This window comes from Achromobacter sp. SD115 (assembly GCF_017355315.1).
GTDB lineage: Bacteria > Pseudomonadota > Gammaproteobacteria > Burkholderiales > Burkholderiaceae_B > Achromobacter > Achromobacter xylosoxidans_B.
Window position 1 is genome coordinate 78,333 of the sequence record NZ_JADIJM010000027.1, and the last position, 19,607, is coordinate 97,939.

General features: G+C 61.8%; 17 protein-coding genes and 1 tRNA gene. 9 read left to right on the forward strand and 9 right to left on the reverse strand.

The features are described 5' to 3' along the window. Positions 1 to 5: 5 nt before the first annotated feature. Genes IPU70_RS28255 through IPU70_RS28265 form a run of 3 tightly spaced genes read right to left on the reverse strand, consistent with a single transcriptional unit; the run spans position 6 to position 2,033 of the window. Positions 6 to 377 carry a hypothetical protein gene (locus IPU70_RS28255; protein WP_006222321.1) on the reverse strand — a complete coding sequence of 124 codons (372 nt, stop codon included), beginning with the start codon at positions 375 to 377 and terminating at the stop codon, positions 6 to 8. Then, positions 370 to 1,425, reverse strand: a complete 1,056-nt coding sequence (locus tag IPU70_RS28260; protein WP_006222320.1) for a CpaF family protein — start codon at positions 1,423 to 1,425, stop codon at positions 370 to 372. Before IPU70_RS28260 ends, IPU70_RS28255 begins: the two co-directional genes overlap by 8 nt. Next, positions 1,425 to 2,033: a lytic transglycosylase domain-containing protein gene (locus IPU70_RS28265; protein ID WP_006222319.1), complete on the reverse strand. Its 609-nt coding sequence runs from the start codon at positions 2,031 to 2,033 to the stop codon at positions 1,425 to 1,427. The genes IPU70_RS28260 and IPU70_RS28265 overlap by 1 nt, the downstream gene beginning before the upstream one ends. Before the next feature lie 594 nt (positions 2,034 to 2,627). Between IPU70_RS28265 and IPU70_RS28270 the strand changes: the two genes are divergently transcribed. The 5 genes from IPU70_RS28270 to IPU70_RS28290 are packed head-to-tail and all read left to right on the forward strand — an operon-like array spanning position 2,628 to position 8,592. Beyond that, a complete protein-coding gene (locus IPU70_RS28270) occupies positions 2,628 to 3,125 on the forward strand; it encodes a hypothetical protein (protein ID WP_035212235.1) in 498 nt (165 codons plus the stop codon). Beyond that, positions 3,106 to 5,196: a MobH family relaxase gene (gene mobH / locus IPU70_RS28275; protein ID WP_052017799.1), complete on the forward strand. Its 2,091-nt coding sequence runs from the start codon at positions 3,106 to 3,108 to the stop codon at positions 5,194 to 5,196. Before IPU70_RS28270 ends, mobH begins: the two co-directional genes overlap by 20 nt. Positions 5,197 to 5,198: 2 nt before the next feature. After that, positions 5,199 to 7,310 (forward strand): type IV conjugative transfer system coupling protein TraD, encoded by a 2,112-nt coding sequence (gene traD / locus IPU70_RS28280; RefSeq protein WP_054485458.1) that lies wholly within the window; start codon positions 5,199 to 5,201, stop codon positions 7,308 to 7,310. After that, positions 7,300 to 7,998: a DUF4400 domain-containing protein gene (locus tag IPU70_RS33010; protein ID WP_006227466.1), complete on the forward strand. Its 699-nt coding sequence runs from the start codon at positions 7,300 to 7,302 to the stop codon at positions 7,996 to 7,998. The genes traD and IPU70_RS33010 overlap by 11 nt, the downstream gene beginning before the upstream one ends. A 39-nt stretch (positions 7,999 to 8,037) precedes the next feature. Continuing rightward, positions 8,038 to 8,592, forward strand: coding sequence for a hypothetical protein (locus IPU70_RS28290; protein WP_006227465.1), 555 nt, complete (start codon positions 8,038 to 8,040; stop codon positions 8,590 to 8,592). On the opposite strand, the gene IPU70_RS28295 is transcribed toward IPU70_RS28290, so the two are convergent. Beyond that, on the reverse strand, positions 8,582 to 9,586 hold the full coding sequence (locus IPU70_RS28295) for a site-specific integrase (protein ID WP_081247811.1): 1,005 nt from the start codon (positions 9,584 to 9,586) through the stop codon (positions 8,582 to 8,584). The two genes, IPU70_RS28290 and IPU70_RS28295, sit on opposite strands and share 11 nt — an antisense overlap. 181 nt (positions 9,587 to 9,767) lie before the next feature. Between IPU70_RS28295 and IPU70_RS28300 the strand changes: the two genes are divergently transcribed. Continuing rightward, positions 9,768 to 9,881 (forward strand) — tRNA-Pro (locus IPU70_RS28300). Positions 9,882 to 10,041: 160 nt separating this feature from the next. After that, on the forward strand, positions 10,042 to 12,180 hold the full coding sequence (locus tag IPU70_RS28305) for a LamG-like jellyroll fold domain-containing protein (RefSeq protein WP_207472501.1): 2,139 nt from the start codon (positions 10,042 to 10,044) through the stop codon (positions 12,178 to 12,180). A 60-nt stretch (positions 12,181 to 12,240) separates the two neighbouring features. Here the strand turns inward: IPU70_RS28305 and IPU70_RS28310 are convergent, their stop codons facing one another. The 4 genes from IPU70_RS28310 to IPU70_RS28325 all read right to left on the reverse strand — a co-directional run bounded on the left by IPU70_RS28310 (position 12,241) and on the right by IPU70_RS28325 (position 16,545). After that, positions 12,241 to 13,800: a sulfatase-like hydrolase/transferase gene (locus tag IPU70_RS28310; protein WP_371819119.1), complete on the reverse strand. Its 1,560-nt coding sequence runs from the start codon at positions 13,798 to 13,800 to the stop codon at positions 12,241 to 12,243. Between the two features lie 28 nt (positions 13,801 to 13,828). Beyond that, positions 13,829 to 14,881 carry a tripartite tricarboxylate transporter substrate binding protein gene (locus tag IPU70_RS28315; protein ID WP_207472503.1) on the reverse strand — a complete coding sequence of 351 codons (1,053 nt, stop codon included), beginning with the start codon at positions 14,879 to 14,881 and terminating at the stop codon, positions 13,829 to 13,831. Further along, a complete protein-coding gene (locus IPU70_RS28320; RefSeq protein ID WP_049797877.1) occupies positions 14,838 to 15,269 on the reverse strand; it encodes a MarR family winged helix-turn-helix transcriptional regulator in 432 nt (143 codons plus the stop codon). The genes IPU70_RS28315 and IPU70_RS28320 overlap by 44 nt, the downstream gene beginning before the upstream one ends. Positions 15,270 to 15,570: 301 nt before the next feature. Beyond that, complete coding sequence (locus tag IPU70_RS28325; RefSeq protein ID WP_207472504.1) at positions 15,571 to 16,545, reverse strand: LysR family transcriptional regulator; 975 nt, start codon at positions 16,543 to 16,545, stop codon at positions 15,571 to 15,573. 124 nt (positions 16,546 to 16,669) lie between these two features. Here IPU70_RS28325 and IPU70_RS28330 point away from each other — a divergent pair, with 124 nt between their 5' ends. Together IPU70_RS28330 and IPU70_RS28335 are read left to right on the forward strand one after the other, a co-directional pair. Further along, positions 16,670 to 17,638 (forward strand): tripartite tricarboxylate transporter substrate binding protein, encoded by a 969-nt coding sequence (locus IPU70_RS28330; protein WP_207472505.1) that lies wholly within the window; start codon positions 16,670 to 16,672, stop codon positions 17,636 to 17,638. Then, positions 17,635 to 19,161, forward strand: a complete 1,527-nt coding sequence (locus tag IPU70_RS28335; protein ID WP_207472506.1) for a sulfatase-like hydrolase/transferase — start codon at positions 17,635 to 17,637, stop codon at positions 19,159 to 19,161. The genes IPU70_RS28330 and IPU70_RS28335 overlap by 4 nt, the downstream gene beginning before the upstream one ends. 115 nt (positions 19,162 to 19,276) lie before the next feature. Here the strand turns inward: IPU70_RS28335 and IPU70_RS28340 are convergent. Further along, a partial coding sequence (locus IPU70_RS28340) for an electron transfer flavoprotein subunit alpha/FixB family protein (RefSeq protein ID WP_207472507.1) occupies positions 19,277 to 19,607 on the reverse strand: 331 nt, incomplete at its 5' end.

A 19,607-nucleotide genomic window follows, 5' to 3' on the forward strand; every position in this document is an offset into this window, starting at 1 on the left:
CTGCGTCAGACGCCGATAGAGCACATCAGGTTTCGCCCGGACACGAGCGCGACCACCGTGGCGATACCGAAGATGGATGCGATGCCGCCAGCCAGGCGGAGAGCGAAAACTTTCACCTTCGATTGGCCATCATCGAGCAACCACATCAAGATCGCGCCGACGCAGGCGACGAGCACTACAACGGAGATCAGCTCGTTGTTAACCACCGCCTGGAAGCCGGAGCAAAGCCGGCCCCCAAAAATGCTCTGTGCGAAAGCCGGGGTTGGAGCGAGGAGCGCGAGCGTCGCGTAGGCTACGAGGAGCAGCCTATCCGTACGTGTAGCGAGGCTACGACCACGGATCCATTGCTGGAGTTGGTGCAATTGATGACTAATCATAGTGTTGGTCCTGGAGTTGGATTTTGGAAAACAACAAGCGGGTTTGGTACAACCCATTTGAGTCGACGCCCAAGATTTCCCTGATCTCGCGGGGGCCTCTGGATGACCCGACGCGCTGGGCATGAACGACGAATCTGAACGTGGCTGCGATCTGTCTGCGAAGGTCCTGCAGAGGCCAGTTTTGGGTTTCTGGTGCCATTCTCAGCATCGACTCCAAGCGGGCCAGGGCCATAGCACTGGAGTCGGCGTGCAGGGATACCTGGCTACCTGGGTGGCCCGTATTCAGAGCGTCCAGGAGATCGAAAGCTTCTGCGCCGCGGACCTCGCCAAGCACAATCCGGTCCGGCCTGCATCGAAGGCTGAGCCTGACCAGGTCACGCACGCTGATCCCGAGCGCTTGGTTGGCTTCAAGGCCAACATGGTTGGGTACGGCCAGGCGCAGCTCGGCCGTGTCCTCGACCGTGATGACGCGGTCTGTGCTCGGAACAAGGTCCAAAAGAGCGTTGAGAAGTGTTGTCTTTCCGGCGGAGGTAGAGCCGCTGAGGACGATGTTGTGACGCCGCTCGATGATCCACTGGAAAAAATCTCGTAGCGCGGCGCCGCCATGACGCAGGGCGCTTTTTAAGGACGCTTGTTCTTGGTCGGCAGCGGCGGTTTCGAGTGGGTCTTGCGTGACAACGTCGAACGCACCGCTTTCGACGTAGCTGTCCAGAGAGATGCGCTTCGCGGCGAAACGACGAACGCAGAGCATCGAGCCCCGCAGAGCGATGGGCTTGCGCGCGGCAGCGATTCGAAGGCCGGGCAGGCGCGCGTCTAGGAGTGGGGAGTTTGGCTTGCCGTTCTTGCTCGCGATCAACGTAATTGCGCGGTCGACTTGCTCCTCGCTAAGGCCCGCATCTACCTTGCGCATGACACCGCGCTCTTCCACCCATATGTCGTCAGCGGCGTTCACCATCACCTCATTCACTTCGTTGGAGGTGAGGTACGGTTCAATCACGCTGAGGTGTTGCCTCAGGATGTCTTCCGCGTAAGTGGTCGACGCATCCATCAATGCTGCTCCTGCGAACGCTGCGAGGAGGCCTGGCCTGCCGCGATCAGCGAAGGGTCCGCTGTCTCAATTGCGAGGGCTGTGCCCGCTCCGGCGACAGGAGACCTGCCCGCCGGCTGGTCGGCCGGTGTTCGCGGTGAAAAGGGGACGCGAACCGGGATAAGAGTGCCGGCACGAATTGCGTTGAGCTTCGCCTGGATTTTGTTTGCATATGCGGCGCGCTTGGCGGGCGTTGAGGCGTTGTAGGCGCCCACGGCGTCCCAGGTGACGCCAAGGCGATCGAAGTTCTCAGCGAGAATCCAAGCTCCGACATAGGCTGAGACGCATGGATTGAAGAGGTCTTGCTTCGATACGCCGAAGCGTTGCAGGCGTTCCAGATGGACGCTGTTGATCTGAGCTAGGCCGTAGTCGCAGGATGCGTTTGCATTGGCGCAGTTCACTGCCTCCGCTCGGCCGGAGGATTCCTGCATGACTATTGCTTGCAGCAGTTGAACGTCAATTCGGTGATAGGCCGCTGCGGCGGCGATGCAGTCGGCATGCGCGTGCGACGGGAGCATTGCCCACAGCGCTATCGCGGCGGCGAATCGATACCGGGTTTGGAACTGCACGTCGCACCTTGGAGGAAAAAGCCCCGCCGGGCTGCGAGCCCAGCGGGTAAGCCAGCGGATCGGCAACGAGGGATGCCGACGGCTGAACTTTCGCCTCACATGCGAAATTTGGCACTTGGTGAATTAAAGAGAATCCAAACGTTACGGCGTGTCGGCGCTTGTTGTTGGCCTCAGTACGTGATATGCGCGCGCCGCTATTGGCCTGAAGACGACCCTCAAGAGGTCCCGACTGTGAAGGCAGACATAGCTGGTTTCAATAATTATTCGCGCAAATGTATCGTGAGTTGTGAGAAACGAAACTAAATGCCTCCAAGGGGAAGGGGCCTACCCAAAGGCCGGGCACTCAAATCTGTGCCCTCAAAAGGCGCAAATGCTTAAGGGGTAAGGGCCCTGCAAAGGGCTAAGGGAAGGGAAAGGGCGAAAGGAGGAACCGAAAGGCGCGGGTGTGGTGCCTCGTCGCTTGAGGTCAGACGAGCCGATCGGCATTTGTCAATATGTCGCACGCTGTTACGTTTCTGGCGGAGCAGGTTTCCGCATTGACCCTGGGGCGTGGTGGCGGCGAGGCTTGTCGCATTTTCTCTGCTGCCCACGCCCATGAACTACCTCCGGCATTCCTCCTCTCGCCCGACTTGGCCGCCCGGGGCAATGCCGCCGCCAGATAAGGCTAAAGCGGAAATGCACCGGGAGCTCAGTCGAGTGTGCAGTGGGCCGCAACGTGCCGTCGCCTTGATCTGGCTTGGCCGTTTTGACGGCTGGCAGACGGCAACCGGCGGGGAAGGCGGTGTCGAACTCTACGACATTGCTTGCCAGGAATTGAAGGGCCGCAGCGAACCGTTTAGCAGCCCTATCTCGTTTGTCGAGTGGCTGGTAGATCTGCCTTGTACGGGCTGGCGAGCGGCAACCATCGATTCAACCAGCCAGTGGGACCCGCTCGCCGAGCGCTTCACCGATTTCCAGGCTGCTTGCGGCAAGCTTGTTGTCGTATACGCCACGGATGTCGGAGCGGATACGTGGCGCAGCTATGTAAGGGGCTATCTGGCCGCTGCCTTGGTCCAGCTTGAGAACGCAGACCGTGTTGATCTTCCAGTCTGACATTGTGTTGCTCGCCTGCGCTGGGGCGGCAGCCTGCGCACTATGGTGGCTGAAAAATCCTCGGCCGTCAGCCGCAGACGTCGGGCCTCCTGACCGCAAGCCAACGCCGCGGGCAGCTCCCAGCGCGCGGCACTTGGAGGTGCTTCCCGCGCATCGACTGTTTGACGTAACCGGTACGGCGCCTCTACTGGAGCAGATCCGCCAGCGAATTGGATTCACGCCGGAGAACTTCGACGAGGACGTGCGCCCCTTGTTGGAAGCCTTTGCGGAGTTTGTCCAATTGCTCCCCGCGTCCGAATCGCATCACCACGCGCAACCTGGCGGTCTGCTGGTGCATTTACTTGAGGTCGCAGCGCATGCACTGCATTTCCGCGATGCATACAAACTGCCCATGGGCGTGGCGCCCGAGGAGCAGACGCGCCTCGCGGCTCGATACACATATGCCGTGCTCGTCGCGAGCCTGCTGCACGATATTGGAAAGCCGATAACCGACGTGTTGGTCCAGCTTCAAGACGCATCAGGACACTCCAAGCCTTGGGTGCCGCTGGGGGGAACGATGCGAGAGCAGGGAGGCGAATGGTACACGGTGGACTTTCCATCGCAGAAAGACTATCGCAAACACGAGCGGCTCGGCCTGCCTCTGTTGCGGACACTGGTCCCCGGCCAGGCGTTAGCGTGGATCGGGGAGCATCCTCCGCTCATGGATGAGCTCTTCGAGTACCTCGGAGGGGAGCAGCGTAAAGGGGTGATAGCGGAGCTCGTGGGCAGAGCGGACAAGCAGTCCGTGGCGACCAATCTAGCGAATGGCCCACGAACGCGTTTTGCGTCTGCTCGATCGGTTCCGTTGATCGAGCGCCTTATGGCGGGACTTCGGCGTGTACTGGCCGAAGGTGCGGTCTCCATGAATCGGGCTGGCGCAGTGGGCTTCTGTGATGGCGAATCGCTCTGGTGCGTTTCCGGATCCATTGCGAAGCTCGTCCGAGATCACCTGGCGCAAACCGAGCAGCGACGGCCAGGTGCGGCCGGCATTCCAGACGACAACTCGCGGCTGTTCGATATGTGGCAGGAATATGGCGCAGCGATGTCCAACGAGGCTGGTGCAGCTATTTGGACCGTACAGATCGCCATCGGTACTTGGAACCAACGCCTCACAGTTCTTAAATTCCCCCTGCCGTTGTTGTTCGAAGATGCGGCTTTGTATCCAGCAGCCTTGCCGGCTGGTGCAATTACCGTGGTTGATGCAAAGGCGAACGTAAGCAGTACAGGGCCGAAGGCGACCGCGGAGAGCGCCCCTATGCGTGAGCCAGATGCAGCGCCGGACGGACAGATCCCACCGGCCGCGCAACAATCGGAGGAGGGCTCCCGGAGTGACGAAGTGCTGGCAACTTCGATGGCGCCTGGTGCAGACCCCTGTCAAGAGGAGCATCTCGCAGTTTCCGCGAGTGAACCAATCGCGGTTGAGTTGGTGCAGGATGTTCAGCTTTCGGCTGCTGACGTCCCACTTGAGGTGGACGATGGCTACCTGGACGAGATCGACAGTGCTCTTCCAGACCTGGTGCAACCCGTTGACATTGAAGCACCCGAACTGATGAGTGCGCCAGTGGCTCCGCGCGTTAGGGCTGCGCCAGCTCCTGCGGCACTGCCGGCTATGCCCGCCCGTAAAGCAAACGTTGAGCGATTCATGGCTTGGATTCAGGCAGGGGTAAGCACGGGGTCTCTGCCTTACAACGAGGCGAATGCAGCAGTGCATTTCTGCGAGGAAGGCATGTTGCTGGTCTCCCCAAAGATCTTCAAGGACTACGCGGAAAATTTCGAGGCCAGGATTGACTTGCCAGCGCGTTCGGATGGCGGAACTGCCAAGGAACCGTGGCGTGTCCTGCAACAGCAATTTCAGAAATCCGAGTACGCGCAGAAGAGCGCCACCGGCTCGTTTCTGCATCGCTACAACGTAAGCGGACCCGGGGGAAAGCAGTTAACCGGCATCTTGGTACCAGGGCCCGAACGGTTCTTTCAACCTGTCCCATCGCCCAATCAATTGTTGAAGCCGGCTCCTGCCGGCGCGAGCTCCTGAGAATGGCACACCCATACGAAAATCTGTTCCGGCGACCATATGAAGCTGTCTCCTCAATCGCCGCGCTTGCGTCTGTCGGCGCTCTCTGGACTTTCCAAGGCCTATTCCTGGTCACTCCTGCAACAGGAGGGATGTTGAGCGCGGGGCTCCTATCGCTCGCGGCTATTAGGGCTCGACAGGCAAGGCGTCTTGTTCGCTTCCAGCGCAACCTGCGTCGTCTGCCGACATACTCGCTCGCGGCGGACGAGATCCCATGCTCGTCTACAGAGCTGTTCCTGGGGAAGGGCTTCTATTGGACGCAAGAGCATACGCAGCGCCTATACATCGCGCGCCTGCCTCAGTACAAACATCTGACTGCGAGAAATGAGCTGTATCAATGGGCCCGCCGGATGGAGCGCGAGCACCCCGGATGGCTCGCAAATCAGCTCAGACGAGACGTTTGGTGGAACCCGGCTAAACCACTACCTCCCGTCGGGGGAGACCCAGCCATTCATGGCGTTGAGCCAGATGAACGGGATATGTGGTCAAACCTTGGCGAGCGAGTTGGGCATACGCTGGTGCTGGGAACAACGCGCGTGGGAAAGACCAGGTTATGCGAGCTCCTGGTGACGCAGGACATCCGACGCGGCGACGTCGTCGTCGTCTTTGATCCAAAGGGTGACGTCGAACTGCTCCTTCGAATGTACGCGGAGGCATGTCGTGCCGGGCGAGAGAAGGACTTCCGCTTCTTCCACCTGGGGTATCCGGACGCGTCGTCGAGGTACTCACCCATTGCGACCTTCTCCCGTATTACCGAAGTGGCAACCCGGCTTGCCGGACAGTTGCCCTCAGAAGGGCAGGCGGCAGCATTCAGGGAGTTCGTGTGGCGCTACATCAACGTCATGGCGCGTGCCATGGTGGCCCTTGGAATGAAGCCTAGCTATGAAGTGATCTACCAGAATGCAGTCAACATCGATGACCTCTGCCTAAAGTACTTCGAGTACTGGCTTGACCGTGAACATATCGGCTGGCGTGATGAGATGTCGGAGCCCGACAAGCAGCTCCAGGCGCAGGCGCAGAAGACTGGTCGGGCGATGTATCCGTTGCAGATCCTCAAGCTAATTCGAGACAAGGGCTGGCACGATCAAATTGCGGACGGCCTAGCAAGCGTCTTGACGAATGATCGGTCGTACTTCGAGAAACTCGTGTCTTCGCTGTATCCGCTGCTGGAAAAGCTGACGACTGGCCCAGTGTCGAAGCTGCTATCTCCAGACTATTCGGATCCTACGGATCCGCGCACGGTGTTCGATTGGCAAAAGGTGATCGACACGGGGGGCATCGTATATGTCGGCTTGGACGCGCTGAGTGACTTCGAGGTCGCTGGCGCTGTCGGGAACTCGATGTTCGCTGATCTTACGTCGACGGCTGGGCGCCTCTACAAGTTTGGATCAGGTTACGGACAGACTGCACCAGGAAAGAAGCGAAACGTGTGCATCCACGCGGACGAGTTCAATGAGCTTGTCGGCGACGAGTTTATCCCCATGGTGAACAAGGCTGGCGGCGCCGGCTACCAGGTGACGGCATACACGCAGACGGGGTCGGACGTCGAATCCAGGATAGGCTCAAAAGCCAAGGCTGACCAAATTTTTGGAAACTTCAACACTCTGGTGATGATGCGGGTGAAAAATCTGGCCACGGCCGAAATTCTCACAGATCAATTGCCTAAGGTGCAGGTTTACACGCGTCAGTTGGACTCGGCGACCGGCGACGGAACAGATGATGGCGTAACCGATTTCACTTCGCGAACGCAGGACAAGTACTCGCCGCGGGAAGTCGCGTTGGTCGATCCGTCGGACCTGGTGCAGTTGCCGAAAGGCCAAGCCTTTGCCCTTATCGAAGGGGGGCAGTTGGTGAAGCTGCGCTTGCCATTGGCGAGCAAAGATGCAGATCCGCTCATGCCGGCCGGTTTGGTGGACGTAGTGAAGAGCATGCGGTCGACCTACCAGGCGTATACGGACGCCGCAGACGCTGGCCGAGTCGCAGGCATACAGGATTTTGAGGGCAGATCCTCGCACGGTCCTGAAGGCGCCGCCGTATCGAGTGTGACCGTGGAGGGGACAGGAAGTGGCTTCTAAAGAAAGACCCGCGGGAGAGGATGCCGTACGTGCATTCTTTTGGCCGATTCATGCTGCCCTTCACCTTGCGGTGTGGCTTGTCATCGTCATGTTCCTCTCAGTCGTGGCATCCCTTGCGGTTGCGGTAGGTCTGCAGAGCGAGCAGGCGCCGTCAAGGTACATGGGCGATCTGGTCGAGTACTACCTTGATCAAGCACCAAATAAGCAGGTTGCGAACGACGTGGCCGGGGTCTCGCGTGCGCTTGTGTTCGGTTGGCCGGGTGTGGCCACCGCCTTGTCCAGTGAGGCGAACCCTGCGGCTCCAAGCCTGTTGGGAGGGGCTCTGCAAAGATCTACGCGTGGGCAGGGGCGAGAACTCATATTGGTGACTATGCATGCCGTGGAGTTGTTGGGCGTGCGACTCATGCTGCTCTTTAGTGCGTTGCCAGCCCTCGCTCTGCTTCTTGCTGTCGCGCTAATTGATGGCCTTGTTGCACGCTACGTCCGGCGCGAATGCGGTGGCCATGAATCAGCAACGCGTCATACGCGCGCCAAGCGTCTGCTCAATCGCGGCATCGTTCCAATGGTGGCTGTCGTATGGCTAATCGTGCCCGCGCCAATGTCTCTGGCCATGTTCTTCTTTCCCGTAGCTGTCGGAGGAGCGGGTCTCGTGTGGGTCATGGCCAAGTACTTCAAGAAATATTTGTAAGACAAAAAATGCACGCCTCGTGGCGGTCAGGATGAACGAATGAAAGAGATTATGCGCGTTGCCGTGGGTCAGGTGTTTTTGTGCTTGGAGGGCCAGCCAGGTGGGCGTTTCGTGGACCTTCGCATTCGCGAGAAGAGAGAGAGCGGTCGGCCCGGCCGGACCATGGCGTTGGGGAATCAGCACCGATCGGGGCTATTCGCGATCGCGATGGGCCTGCTTGCTGTGGGCAGCTCGCTGACGCCTGAGGAAGCATTCGATCAAAGCAAAACTATCGGCGCTGTTCGAAAGCGGCCCGATCGTATTCCTCTACGCAAGCACGAATGGGAGCAGTTGGATAGGATTCTATCGGCCGATGCCGATGAAGCACGGCGGACCATCCAAGTCGCGAACGCGATGCATCGCAAGCTCCAGCGCCGAATGCACATTGTGCAGCGCTGCGTGCAACTGATGGAAGTGCTGGACGACCAGGATGCGCAGCAGATTGACCTACTGCTCACGCTTGCAGCCACTGGCCGTCCGTTGCCGTTTTCGATTCATGTGGGGCTGGCGCCAAGTCCCGAGAATGAAGAGCTTCGCGGCGGCGTTACGCATTGACGATGGGCCCGCTGCTCCGATGCCAGGCCTCTTCAAGTCGACGCATGGCATCGTAGACCTGGTTCGGTGCCAGGTGTGCATATCGCTCGGTCATCTCGATCGAGGAGTGGCCAAGGAGGTCTCGAACGACCAGCAGCGGCACGCCAGCCATAACCAACCAAGAGGCGCAAGTGTGCCGAAGGTCGTGGATCCTGAAGTCGTCGATGTTGGCTTTGGTGCAGAGGGATCGGAAGCCCTTCTGAATGGTGCTCAGGGGCTTCGTGTGGTCCCGCGGAGAGGGGAAGACCCAAGGCGACGTGGGGCAGTGCTCCGCGCGCCACGCGGCCATTTTATTGAGAGCCTCAAGCGCCGGCGCGTTCAACGGGATGATCCGATGCTTTTTGGTCTTGGTATCCTCGCTTTCAAGCGTTATGAGACCTTCCTCGGTCCTAACGCGTTGCAGGCGGAGTTTAAGCAATTCGTTTCGGCGGCACCCGGTGTGCAATGCCAACTGGATAAACGACGGAAGGTGTGGTCGCACTGCCATGGCCTCGGCTACCGAGATCATTCGCTGGGCTTCACCCCTCGTTATCCAGCGTGTCCTACCTTCTGGAACTGGCAGAGACATGCCCACCAGAGCGTTGGGCAGGTTGAGCTCGTGTAGGAAGTTGTACCAGTTGATCGCGGCGCTGAGGTCATCCAGCTCGCGGTTGATGGTCGCCGGGCTTACCCCAGCGGCTTGGCGGAGCGTGATGTAGCGTTGGACGGTCGCACGGCGCAGACTGCGAAGTGCGCGGCCCTTGAAGAAGCGGTCAAGCTGCAGCCGGCTATACCTGAATCTCTCCGTGTCCTTGCCCGAGGCCTGGTAGGCCTGCATCACGGTCTCGTATGTCGGATTCTCGTCGACGCCACTGTCGTCATCGGTGTGTCCAGTTTCACTCACGCCATCGATCGGCGGACGGGCGGACGCTGGGAGGGCGGAGGGGTATGGAGCTGTTGCGAGAGTATGGTCCATGTCAGTGGCCGGCCGTTACGCCCAGGAAGCGTTAAGGGAGGGGGTCACGTACGACCGACATTCGCAAATATCTGGCAAATGATGATAACATATTGACATGAATCGACTTTTTCGCATATTTGCGGGACCGTTTGACCGTAAGCGCTTAGAGCGCTTGCGGGACTTCGTCCTGGAATCGGGCCAGGGCGGAGCCGAAGACGTATCGATTCAAAAGTTCGGCGATCTTGTTCGGGCCTCGAAGACCACTGCGTTCGGGACGCAGGAGTCGGAGGTTCGAATCCTCTCGCCCCGACCACTCATGTGGTCGAATTCATGAAGGTGTTTCCCGACGCCTTTGGCTGAAAGCCGGTATCGCGCAAGCGCTGCCGGCTTTTTTGCATTTGCGTGTCAGACATCGTCATTGGGCCGTCATTCCGCGTCTCTAGACTCCCGCCTTTTTCGAACAGGCAGCAGAGATGACGAAGGACAGCAAGCACGGCCAGGGTGACACGCAGATCGTGGAGCAGGCGGCGGATGCCTTGCCGCTCGCACCCGACAACCGGCGGCGCAGCCTGTTGCGCGCCGGTTTGGGCGTGACGCTGTTGCCCATGGGCGGCAGTTTCCTGCTCAGCGGCTGCAATGGCGGCGGCGATGACGACGATGAGGATGACGGCGATGGCGGCACGGGCAAGCCGCAACCGGCCTTGGTGTCGAGCTTCGCGCTCGCGGTGCTGCCGGATACGCAGTTCTATTCGCGCTACGCCACCGATGCCGAAAATCAGCAGTTCATGCGCAAGTACGGCAGCGAGCCTTACCAGGCGCAGACGCGCTGGGTGGCCGAGCACGCCAAGGCGCTCAACATTCCGTTCCTGGTCCATCTGGGCGATGTGGTCGACCAGCAGGGCAAGCCCGACCAGTGGAAGGTGGCGAGCGCCGCGATGAAGGTGCTGGAAGACGGCAAGGTGCCGTATTCGATCCTGGCGGGCAACCACGACGTGATCGTCGACCGCGACTATGTGGACGAGAGCAGCCAGTCGGCCAACACGGATGCGCAGCGCGATCTGGCCAAGGAACCGTACCTGCAGCACTTCAGCGTCACGCGGGCCAAGCAACAAGCGACCTTCGGCGGCCGCGACGCCAGCGGCTTTCACGAGTACCACGTGTTCGAGGCCGAAGGGCAGAAGTTCCTGGTGTTGTCGCTGTCCTGGCGCGCGTCGAACGACGCGCTGGCCTGGGCCAACCAGGTGTTGCGCGCCAACCCCACGCTGCCCGCCATCCTGGTCAACCACCAGTTGCTGAACATCGACAAGGACGGCATCAGCCCGCTGGAAGTGCCCTACGGCAAGATGTTGTGGGACAAGCTGATTCGCGACAACGACCAGATCTTCATGACGCTCAACGGCCACTACCATGGTGCCACCCGCCTGACCAAGACCAATGCCTACGGCCACGCGGTGGAGGAGATGGTGGTGGACTACCAGATGGCCTACCAGGGCGGCAACGGCCTGATGCGTCTGTACGAATTCGATCTTGGCAACAACGAGATCCGGGTGCTGTCGTTCTCGCCGTGGGTGCCGCAGAAGCCCAAGGACACGCTCAACGCGTTCGACCAGGCGGTGTTGACCGCGCCCAATGAGCAGTTCACGATCAAGATGGACTTCGCCAGCCGCTTCTCCGGCTTCAACAAGACATTCAAGGCCGCGGCGCCCACGCGTACCTCGCTGGTCGAGCAGGCCACGGCCTTGATCCTGGCCAACTACACGGATCCCGCGACCATCGAGCAAAAGCCGGCTGCCGACAGCAATGACTATCCGCTGGTGGCGGGGACGCTGGCGCACTGGCGCTTCTTCGGCGGCAAGGCCGGGCAGCCCGTCAAGGTGGGAGAGACCGTCGCGGATGCGGCCGGCCTGAACCCGGTCCGCCGCGCGGCGCTCAACATCGACGGCGTGGCGGGCGCGCAGGAAGGCGACCTGCTGTGGTCGGACGATCGCCACTTCTTGTCCGCCGCGCCTGGTTCGGTGCGCTTCCTGAACACGGACAAGAACACGGCGCGCATGAGCTACTTCACCACCGATACCGCAGCGGCAATCAACACCGCCACGGTGCCCAACGGCTACACGGTCGAGGCCTTCCTCAAGATCGACAAGGACTGGAGCGCGCAGAAGCACGCCTGGATGAATGTGATGACGCGCGACGGCAAGCGCGGCGACCTGGCCGGGTTCACGGGCGGCGACCCGGAGTCCCCGCCTCTGATCTTCGCCGTGTCCAGCCTACGTGAGATCCAGTGGGAAGTCGTGCCGGCCGTGGCGGGCGAGCGCGGCGGCAAGACCAACTGGTCGGGCGAGATCATCGCGGACAAATGGTTCCATGTCGCGGTGGTCAACGACGCCGACACGCACGAGACCATCCTCTATATCGAGGGCGCGCCGGTATTGCGCAACGTCAGCAACGCGCCTGGCCTGGCGACGCTGGCCGCCGACATGCCCTGGGTCATCGGCGCGGGTTCGTGGGACGGCGAGCGCGCCGATGGCTTCTTCGGCAGCATCGGCGAGATCCGCATCGTGGACACGGCGCTCAAGCCCGCGCAGTGGCTGACCGCGCGCCGCGCCAGCTAGGCCAGCATGCGGGACGCGCGTGGCGCGTCCCGCCCGGGTTGGGCGCAGCGCAGCCGACCGCTACCAAACGCCGATCTCGATACCGTGCCGCGGCTCGATCGTGTGGCGGGAGACCACGATGTTCTCGTCGGGCACGGTTACGCTGAGCTTGCGCGTGCGCATCCATTCGAAGAGCCGCTCCTTGTGTTCCGACAGCACGCCGGATAGCCCGTTGTCGCCGGCGACGTCGCGCAATTCGTCAGGATCGCGCGTCATGTCAAACAGCTGCGCGGCGTGTCCTTCCCAATAGATGTACTTCCAGTTCTCGGTGCGCACCATGTAGCCTCGGCAACGCCGCGGATCCTGGGCCAGTTCAACGCGCGCTTCGCGATAGGCATAGTCAATCTCGCTGATGGCGGCATCCCGCCAGCCTGGGTTGCGGCTGCGGGTATGGCTCAGCAGGGAATCGCCTTCGAGCAAATGGTTGGGTCGTTCGAGCCCCAGCGCATCCATGACGGTCGGCAAGACGTCTATGGATTCCACCAGCGCGTCTGAAGCGCTGCCCCGGCTTGCCGACGCATCGTCGTGTGGATCGACCACGATCATCGGGATGCGCACCGAAGGTTCATGGAACAGGTCCTTGTCGCCCAGCCAATGATCGCCCAGATAATCGCCATGGTCTGACGTGAAGACGATGAGCGTGTTCTGGTCCTGACCGGTTTCGCGCAAAGTGGCCATCAAGCGGCCGAGATGATGATCGATTTGCGAGATCAGTCCCATGTAGGGAATCTTGACTCGTGCCGCGACTTCGTCGCGTGCGAAGTTCACCGACTCGCGGTGCTTCAGATAGGCGGCGTAGACGGGATGAGGGTTGATCAACTCAGCTTCGGATTTGACGGTCGGGATGCAATCCTCCACGCCGTACAGATCGTGGTACGGCGCCGGCGCCAGGTAAGGCCAGTGCGGCTTGATATAGGAAAGGTGCAGGAGCCAGGGCTGGCCGTCCTGCCTGCGGACAAAGTCGATCGCCACGTCCGTGGTGTAGGCGGTCTCGGAGTGTTCCTCCCGGACCCGTGCTGGCAAATGCACGTTGCGCATTTGCCAGCCGCTGACGCGCCTGCCCGCTGCATCGCTTGCGGACATCACGAATTCGTCCCACGGGTTCGGTCCGCCGTAGCCCGCCTTTCTGAGAAAACGCATGTAGGGATGATCGCCGCCGGGGTCCGCGTGCCCTTCGTAGCGATCCACGACTTCGAAACCGCCCTCAAGTATCGCGGAGCCGTCCGCCGCTGGAATGCCCAGACGCCTTATCGCCTCCATGTCGGCCGCGAAATGGGTTTTTCCCGCCAGCGCCACGCGCACGCCGTGCGGGCGCAGATAATCTCCGATGGTTTGTTCGCGGACGGACAATGGCACGAAGTTCCAGATGGCGCCATGGCTGAACATGGACCGCCCGGTGTAGAACGACATGCGCGACGGGCCGCAGGTAGGCGCCGCGCAGTATGCACGGGTGAACTTCACCCCCTGGGCCGCCAGGGCGTCGATGTTCGGCGTTTTTATGGTGGGGTGTCCATAACAGCCAAGATAGTCGGCGCGCAGTTGGTCGCACATGATGAAAAGAACATTCTTGATCTTGTTCATCGGCTTGCCGTGTTTGCCATCCATGCTGTTACTCCGCCTTGATTCCGGCGCTGCGAACCAGATTTCCCCAGCGCTGGGACTCGGCGGCGATAAGGTCTGCGAACTGCGCGGGATTGCCGGCGACGGGGTCTACGCCCAATGCCAGGAACCGGTCCGCAACGTCTGGCGACTTCACGGCCTTGGCAAGTTCGGCATTGAGGCGCGCGATTATTTTCGCCGGCGTGCCAGAGCGCACGACGAAGCCATCCCAGCCGCTGACGTCGAACTCCGGGTATCCCGATTCGATCATCGTGGGTACGTCCGGCAGGGCGGCAATCCGCTTGGCGCCGGTCACGGCGAGCGCGCGGACGCGGCCTGTCTGAATATGCGGAACGATGACGCTGCTGGTCACGAACATGAATTGCAGGCGCCCCTGCAACAGATCGCCCACCGCCTGCGGGAATTGGTTATAGGGCACGTGGGTTGCCAGCACGCCCGCTTGTTGCTTGAACAGTTCACCCGAAAGATGGGCCGGCGTACCGCTGCCGCCCGAGCCAAAATTGAATTCATTGGGCTTGGCCTTCAGCAGCGCGACCAATTCGGCGACCGTGCGGGCTGGAATGCTGGGGTGGACGGTGAGCACATTGCAATAGCTGGTGAACTGGCCGACCGCATTCAGGTCGCGCGACAGGTCCACGGTCAGGGCTGGATAGAGCGCGGGCGCGACCGAGATGGGCTGCAGCATGGTCATGAGGGTGTAGCCGTCGGATGGCTGGCGCAGCAGTTCGCCCAGGCCTACCGTGCCGGTCGCGCCGGGCCGGTTTTCGACATATACGGATTGCCCGATGTTCGTTGTCATTTTCGCGGCGACGATGCGCGTGACCACGTCGGGCGGAGTGCCTACCGAATACGGGACGATGGTTCGTATCGGTTTGGTGGGAACCCATGAATCCTGCGCGTCAGCGGCCTTGGGCAAGAGGGCTGACGCGGCGAAAGCAAATGTCGATTGCAGGGCGGAACGACGGCTCATGTTCATGATGGGTCCCTCGGGACAGTGGCTAATCCAGGTCGCTGGAATCTCGTGAATCGAACGAAGCGACATTGCGCTTGATCTTCTTCAGCACACTCATCAGGACGGTCATCTCGCTCGGAGATATGCCCGTGAGGAACCGCGCGTAGTAGTCCAGCACCGCGGGCAGCGATTCGACGAAAAGCTGGCGTCCCTGCTCGGACAGGAACACATGCGTTTGCCGCTTGTCGGTCTCATGTCCGATGCGCTCGATCAGTTCATCGCGTTCCATGGCGTCGAGGATGCGGCTCAGGTTGGAGCGCTCGATCACGCTGAGGTCCGCCAGCTCCGACACGCTGTGTCCGTCGCGGTCGGCCAGGATGCTCAGGACTCGCCACATCAGGGGAGAGCAGTGATGGGCGGACAGCACGCGAGCGATGTTCCGGATATGGAAGCGGTCGATGGCCAGGAAGTAGTGCATGGGCCAATCCGTGACGTGGAATAGATCCTCCGCGTCTTTGATCGGCGCCGTCGACTTCTTGGGAACAGCTTTCAGGAGCGGCTTTATGTTCGTCATTTATGTATGAATAATCGGTGAAAAATCACGTAATTAATTTAGGGCTAGGAATTTGCCGTGTCAAGGCACGGAGATCTCAGTAGTTTCACTAACCGCCGATGCGTGGAGCGGTGGGATCCGGCTGCGCTACGTCGGAAGCACAGCTGCATCATGCCGAGGTTCGCCGGACGGTGGAGGACGCTGGCTCGACGCCAGCCATCCTGACTTACCTTTCTGGAGATGCCGCCGCCGCGTCGGCGGCCTCCGTTCGCAGGCAGTCGATCAGATCCCGCATTCGCGGCGACAAATCCAGGCTGTGGTGCCGCACGATGCCCAGGGGGCCGAACACGGGCGGCAGTTCGATGTCCAGGATCGCGATTCCGCCGCTGCCTGCGGGATGGCGGGCGACGCAGCGGGGCAGCAGCGACAGCAGGTCGCTATTGGCCATCAGCATGATGTTGTTCAGGGCCGAGGCCGACTCGATGCGCGAGGGCGGGTACAGGCCGTGGCGCTGCAGCAGCATGTCCAGGCCGATGCGTGCCGGGCTGCCGCGCGGCGGCATGATCCACGGGTAGGCGGCCAGTTGGGCCCAGGAGACCTGGGATACCTCTGCCAGCGGATGCGCGCTGCGTGCGCACAAGCACATGGGTTCTTCGTACAGCACTTGCGTCAGGGTATCGGGCGTGCGGACGGCTGCGCCCATGCGCGCCACCAACAGGTCCAGCTTGCGGGTGTGCAGGTCCGGCATCAAGGCTTCCAGCGAGCCCTCGCGCACCAGCACATTGACGTTGGCCGCCTGCTGCTCGAAACGCAGCAGCGCGCGCGGCACCAGGTAGGCCGCGGCCGCCGAGTTGACGCCGAGATGGATGGTTTCCACGTCGAGGTCGGGCGCGCCGGACCATTCGCCGCTCATGCGTTCCAGGTCGCCCAGCACCCAGCGCGCGTGACGGATCAGGGAGTCGCCGTGGGGAGTGGGGAAGGTGCCTTTCGGTGTCCGGTCGAACAGCCGCGCGCCGAGCATGTCTTCCAGTTCGGCAATCATGCGCGACACCGCGGGCTGGGTGGTGGCCATGCGCTGCGCCACCGCGCCGACGTTGTGGACTTCGTCCAGCAGCAGCATGAGTTGCAGGTGGCGCAGGCGCAGCCGGCCGCGCAGGTACCAGCCGGGTTGCAGGGACGGAACGGGGTCTGGAGGGCTCATCAGCGCATATCAAGTTTGATATGTGAAGGCCAAAATATATCATTGGACTGGAATGTCTCGCTGTTTGATGATCCTTCCTAGCGAGCTGCCCGTGAATGAGGCGAGCCGCGGGATGGAGACAATCATGCTGAAACGTATATGCGGCGCCTTGGCCGCATGCAGTCTGGCCGTTCCCCTGGCGGTCTGTGCGGCCTATCCGGACCGGCCCGTCACATTGGTCGTGCCGTCGGTGCCGGGCGGCGCCGCCGACGTGGTCGGACGCCTGGTCGCGGCGGAAATGTCCAAGCAATGGAGCGTTCCGGTCATCGTGGAAAACCGCGCGGGCGGAGCCGGCGTCATCGGCTCCCAGGCCGTGGCCCGCGCCAAGCCTGACGGCTACACCTTGCTGCTGGGGCCGGACGCTTCGTTCACGGCCGTGCCGTACCTGATGCAGGATGTGCCGTATCACGCGGAGGATTTCGCGCCAGTCGCCACGCTGGCCACTCTGCAATACGTGTTGGTGGCATCGCCCACGGCGCCATTCAAATCCTTGCGCGAACTGCTGGACCAGGCGCGCGCCCGGCCGGACGCCATCACTTACGCCAGTGGCGGCCCGGGATCCACTCATCATCTGGCGATGGCGCTGTTTGAGCACGCGGCCGGCATCTCGCTCAAGCACGTGCCCTACAAGGCCGCGCCCCAGGGTTTTGTCGGCGTGATGGGCAGCCAGGTCGACCTGATGTTCATCGTCGCCAGCACGGCGGTGCCGCAGATCAAGGCTGGCAAGGTACAGGGACTGGCCAACGCGGGCGCCGCGCCCATCGCTGGCGCGCCCGACCTGCCGATGGTGAAGGACGAAGTAAAGGATTTCACGTTCTACAGCTGGTTCGGCCTGTTCGCGCCGGCCAAGACGCCGCCGCCGGTGCAAGCCGATTTGCAGCGTGCCGTGGCCGCTGTCCTGAAGAGTCCCGAGGTCCGGGACAAGATGCAGGCCCAGGGCATGATCGTGGGCGACCAGGACGGGTTGAGCTTGAGTGAACGCATCGCCCATGACACGCGTGTTCTCGCGCCCGTGCTTTCCGACATCAAGACCGCCATCAGCAAGCAGCAATGAAACGCCCCAACATCCTCCTCATCACGACCGACCAGCATCGCGGCGACTGCCTGGGCTTTGCCGGGCGCCGGGTCAAGACGCCGCACATCGATCATCTGGCGCGTAGCGGCACGCATTTTTCGTCCTGCATCACGCCCAACGTCGTCTGCCAGCCTTCGCGCGCCTCCATGCTGACAGGCTTGCTGCCCCTGACGCATGGCGTCTGCGACAACGGCATAGACCTGGACTTGCGCACCGGCGAGGCGGGCTTTGCCGGCAGCCTCGCCGCCGCGGGTTATGACACGGGCTTCATCGGCAAGGCGCATTTTTCCACGCACCATACCTTCCAGGCCACCGGAAGGCCGGAATGCCAGTACAGCGAGGCCGGCATGGGACCAGGCTGGGCGGGCCCATACATGGGCTTCGAGCATGTCGAGCTGGTGGTGGAGGGCCACAACTACTGGCTGCCCACGCCCTTGCCGGGCGGCCTGAACCATTCGCGCTGGCACTACGGCGACGGCTTGGGTGAGCTGCGCAACCAGCTGTACCAGACCGATCTGGGGCCCGCCAGCGGCGCGCCGCAGACCTTCAATTCCGCATTGCCGGCAGCCTGGCACAACTCTGCCTGGATCGGCGATCGCACCATCGACTACCTGCGGGAACACCGCGACCAGCCATTCTGCCTGTGGGCCTCGTTTCCCGATCCCCATCATCCCTTCGACTGTCCGGAACCCTGGTCGCGCCTGCATCATCCCGACGAGGTCGACCTGCCGCGCCATCGCGTCACCGACTACGAGCGCCGGCCTTGGTGGCACAGGGCCAGCATGGAGAGCAAGCCCATGGGCAACGCCGAGGTGCAGGCGGTGCGCCAGAATTTCTCGCGCATGCCAACCCAATCCGACGAGGCGCTGCGCCGGATCATCGCCAACTACTACGGCATGATCTCGCTGGTGGATCATCAGGTGGGCCGCATCATGAAGGCCCTGAGCGATTATGGGCTGGACCAGGACACCATCGTGATCTTCACTTCCGACCATGGCGAATGGCTGGGCGATCACGGGTTGATGCTCAAGGGCCCCATGCCCTACGAAGGCCTGCTGCGCGTGGCCATGGTGGCCAGCGGCCCTGGCATCGTGGCTGGGAAAAAGGTGGAAGACCCGGTCTCCACGCTGGACCTCGCTGCGACCTTTTACGACTATGGCGGCGCATCGGCCCTGGGGCCGCAGCATGGCCGCAGCCTGCGCCCCTTGCTCGAGGGCGAGGATGCCTCGCGCGAGTTCGCCTTGAGCGAGTGGGACGTGGCGGCATCGCGCTGCGGCGTGGAACTGAAGCTGCGCACGGTGCGCACACGCGACTGGAAGCTGACGATGGAACGGGGTAGCGGCGCAGGCGAGATGTACTGCCTGACCGAAGACCCGGACGAGATGGACAATCTGTTCGACGATCCCGGTTATGCCGCGAAGCGGCGGGAACTGGCAGCCATGCTCGACACCCGGCCCGCCGACCAGTTGCCGGCGCGCGTACCGGCGTCCGGCATCGCCTGAACGCGCGCTGAGGACCGGACGGTTGCGCCTGTTCCGTAGCCGGCAGGGCTACGGACATGAAAAAGGCCCGCCAGCGCGAAGCTGGCGGGCCTTCAATACTGCAGCGCGATAGGACTTACAGTGCGCCGGTCAGTTCAGGCACGACCTGGAACAGATCACCCACCAGGCCATAATCGGCCACGCCGAAGATCGGCGCTTCCGGATCCTTGTTGATGGCGACGATGACCTTCGAGTCCTTCATGCCGGCCAGATGCTGGATGGCACCCGAGATACCAACCGCCACATACAGCTGCGGCGCGACGATCTTGCCGGTCTGACCGACTTGCCAGTCGTTAGGCGCATAGCCCGCGTCGACCGCGGCGCGCGAGGCGCCGAGTGCGGCGCCCAGCTTGTCGGCCAGCGGATCCAGGATCTTGAAGTTCTCGGCGCTACCCAGGCCGCGGCCA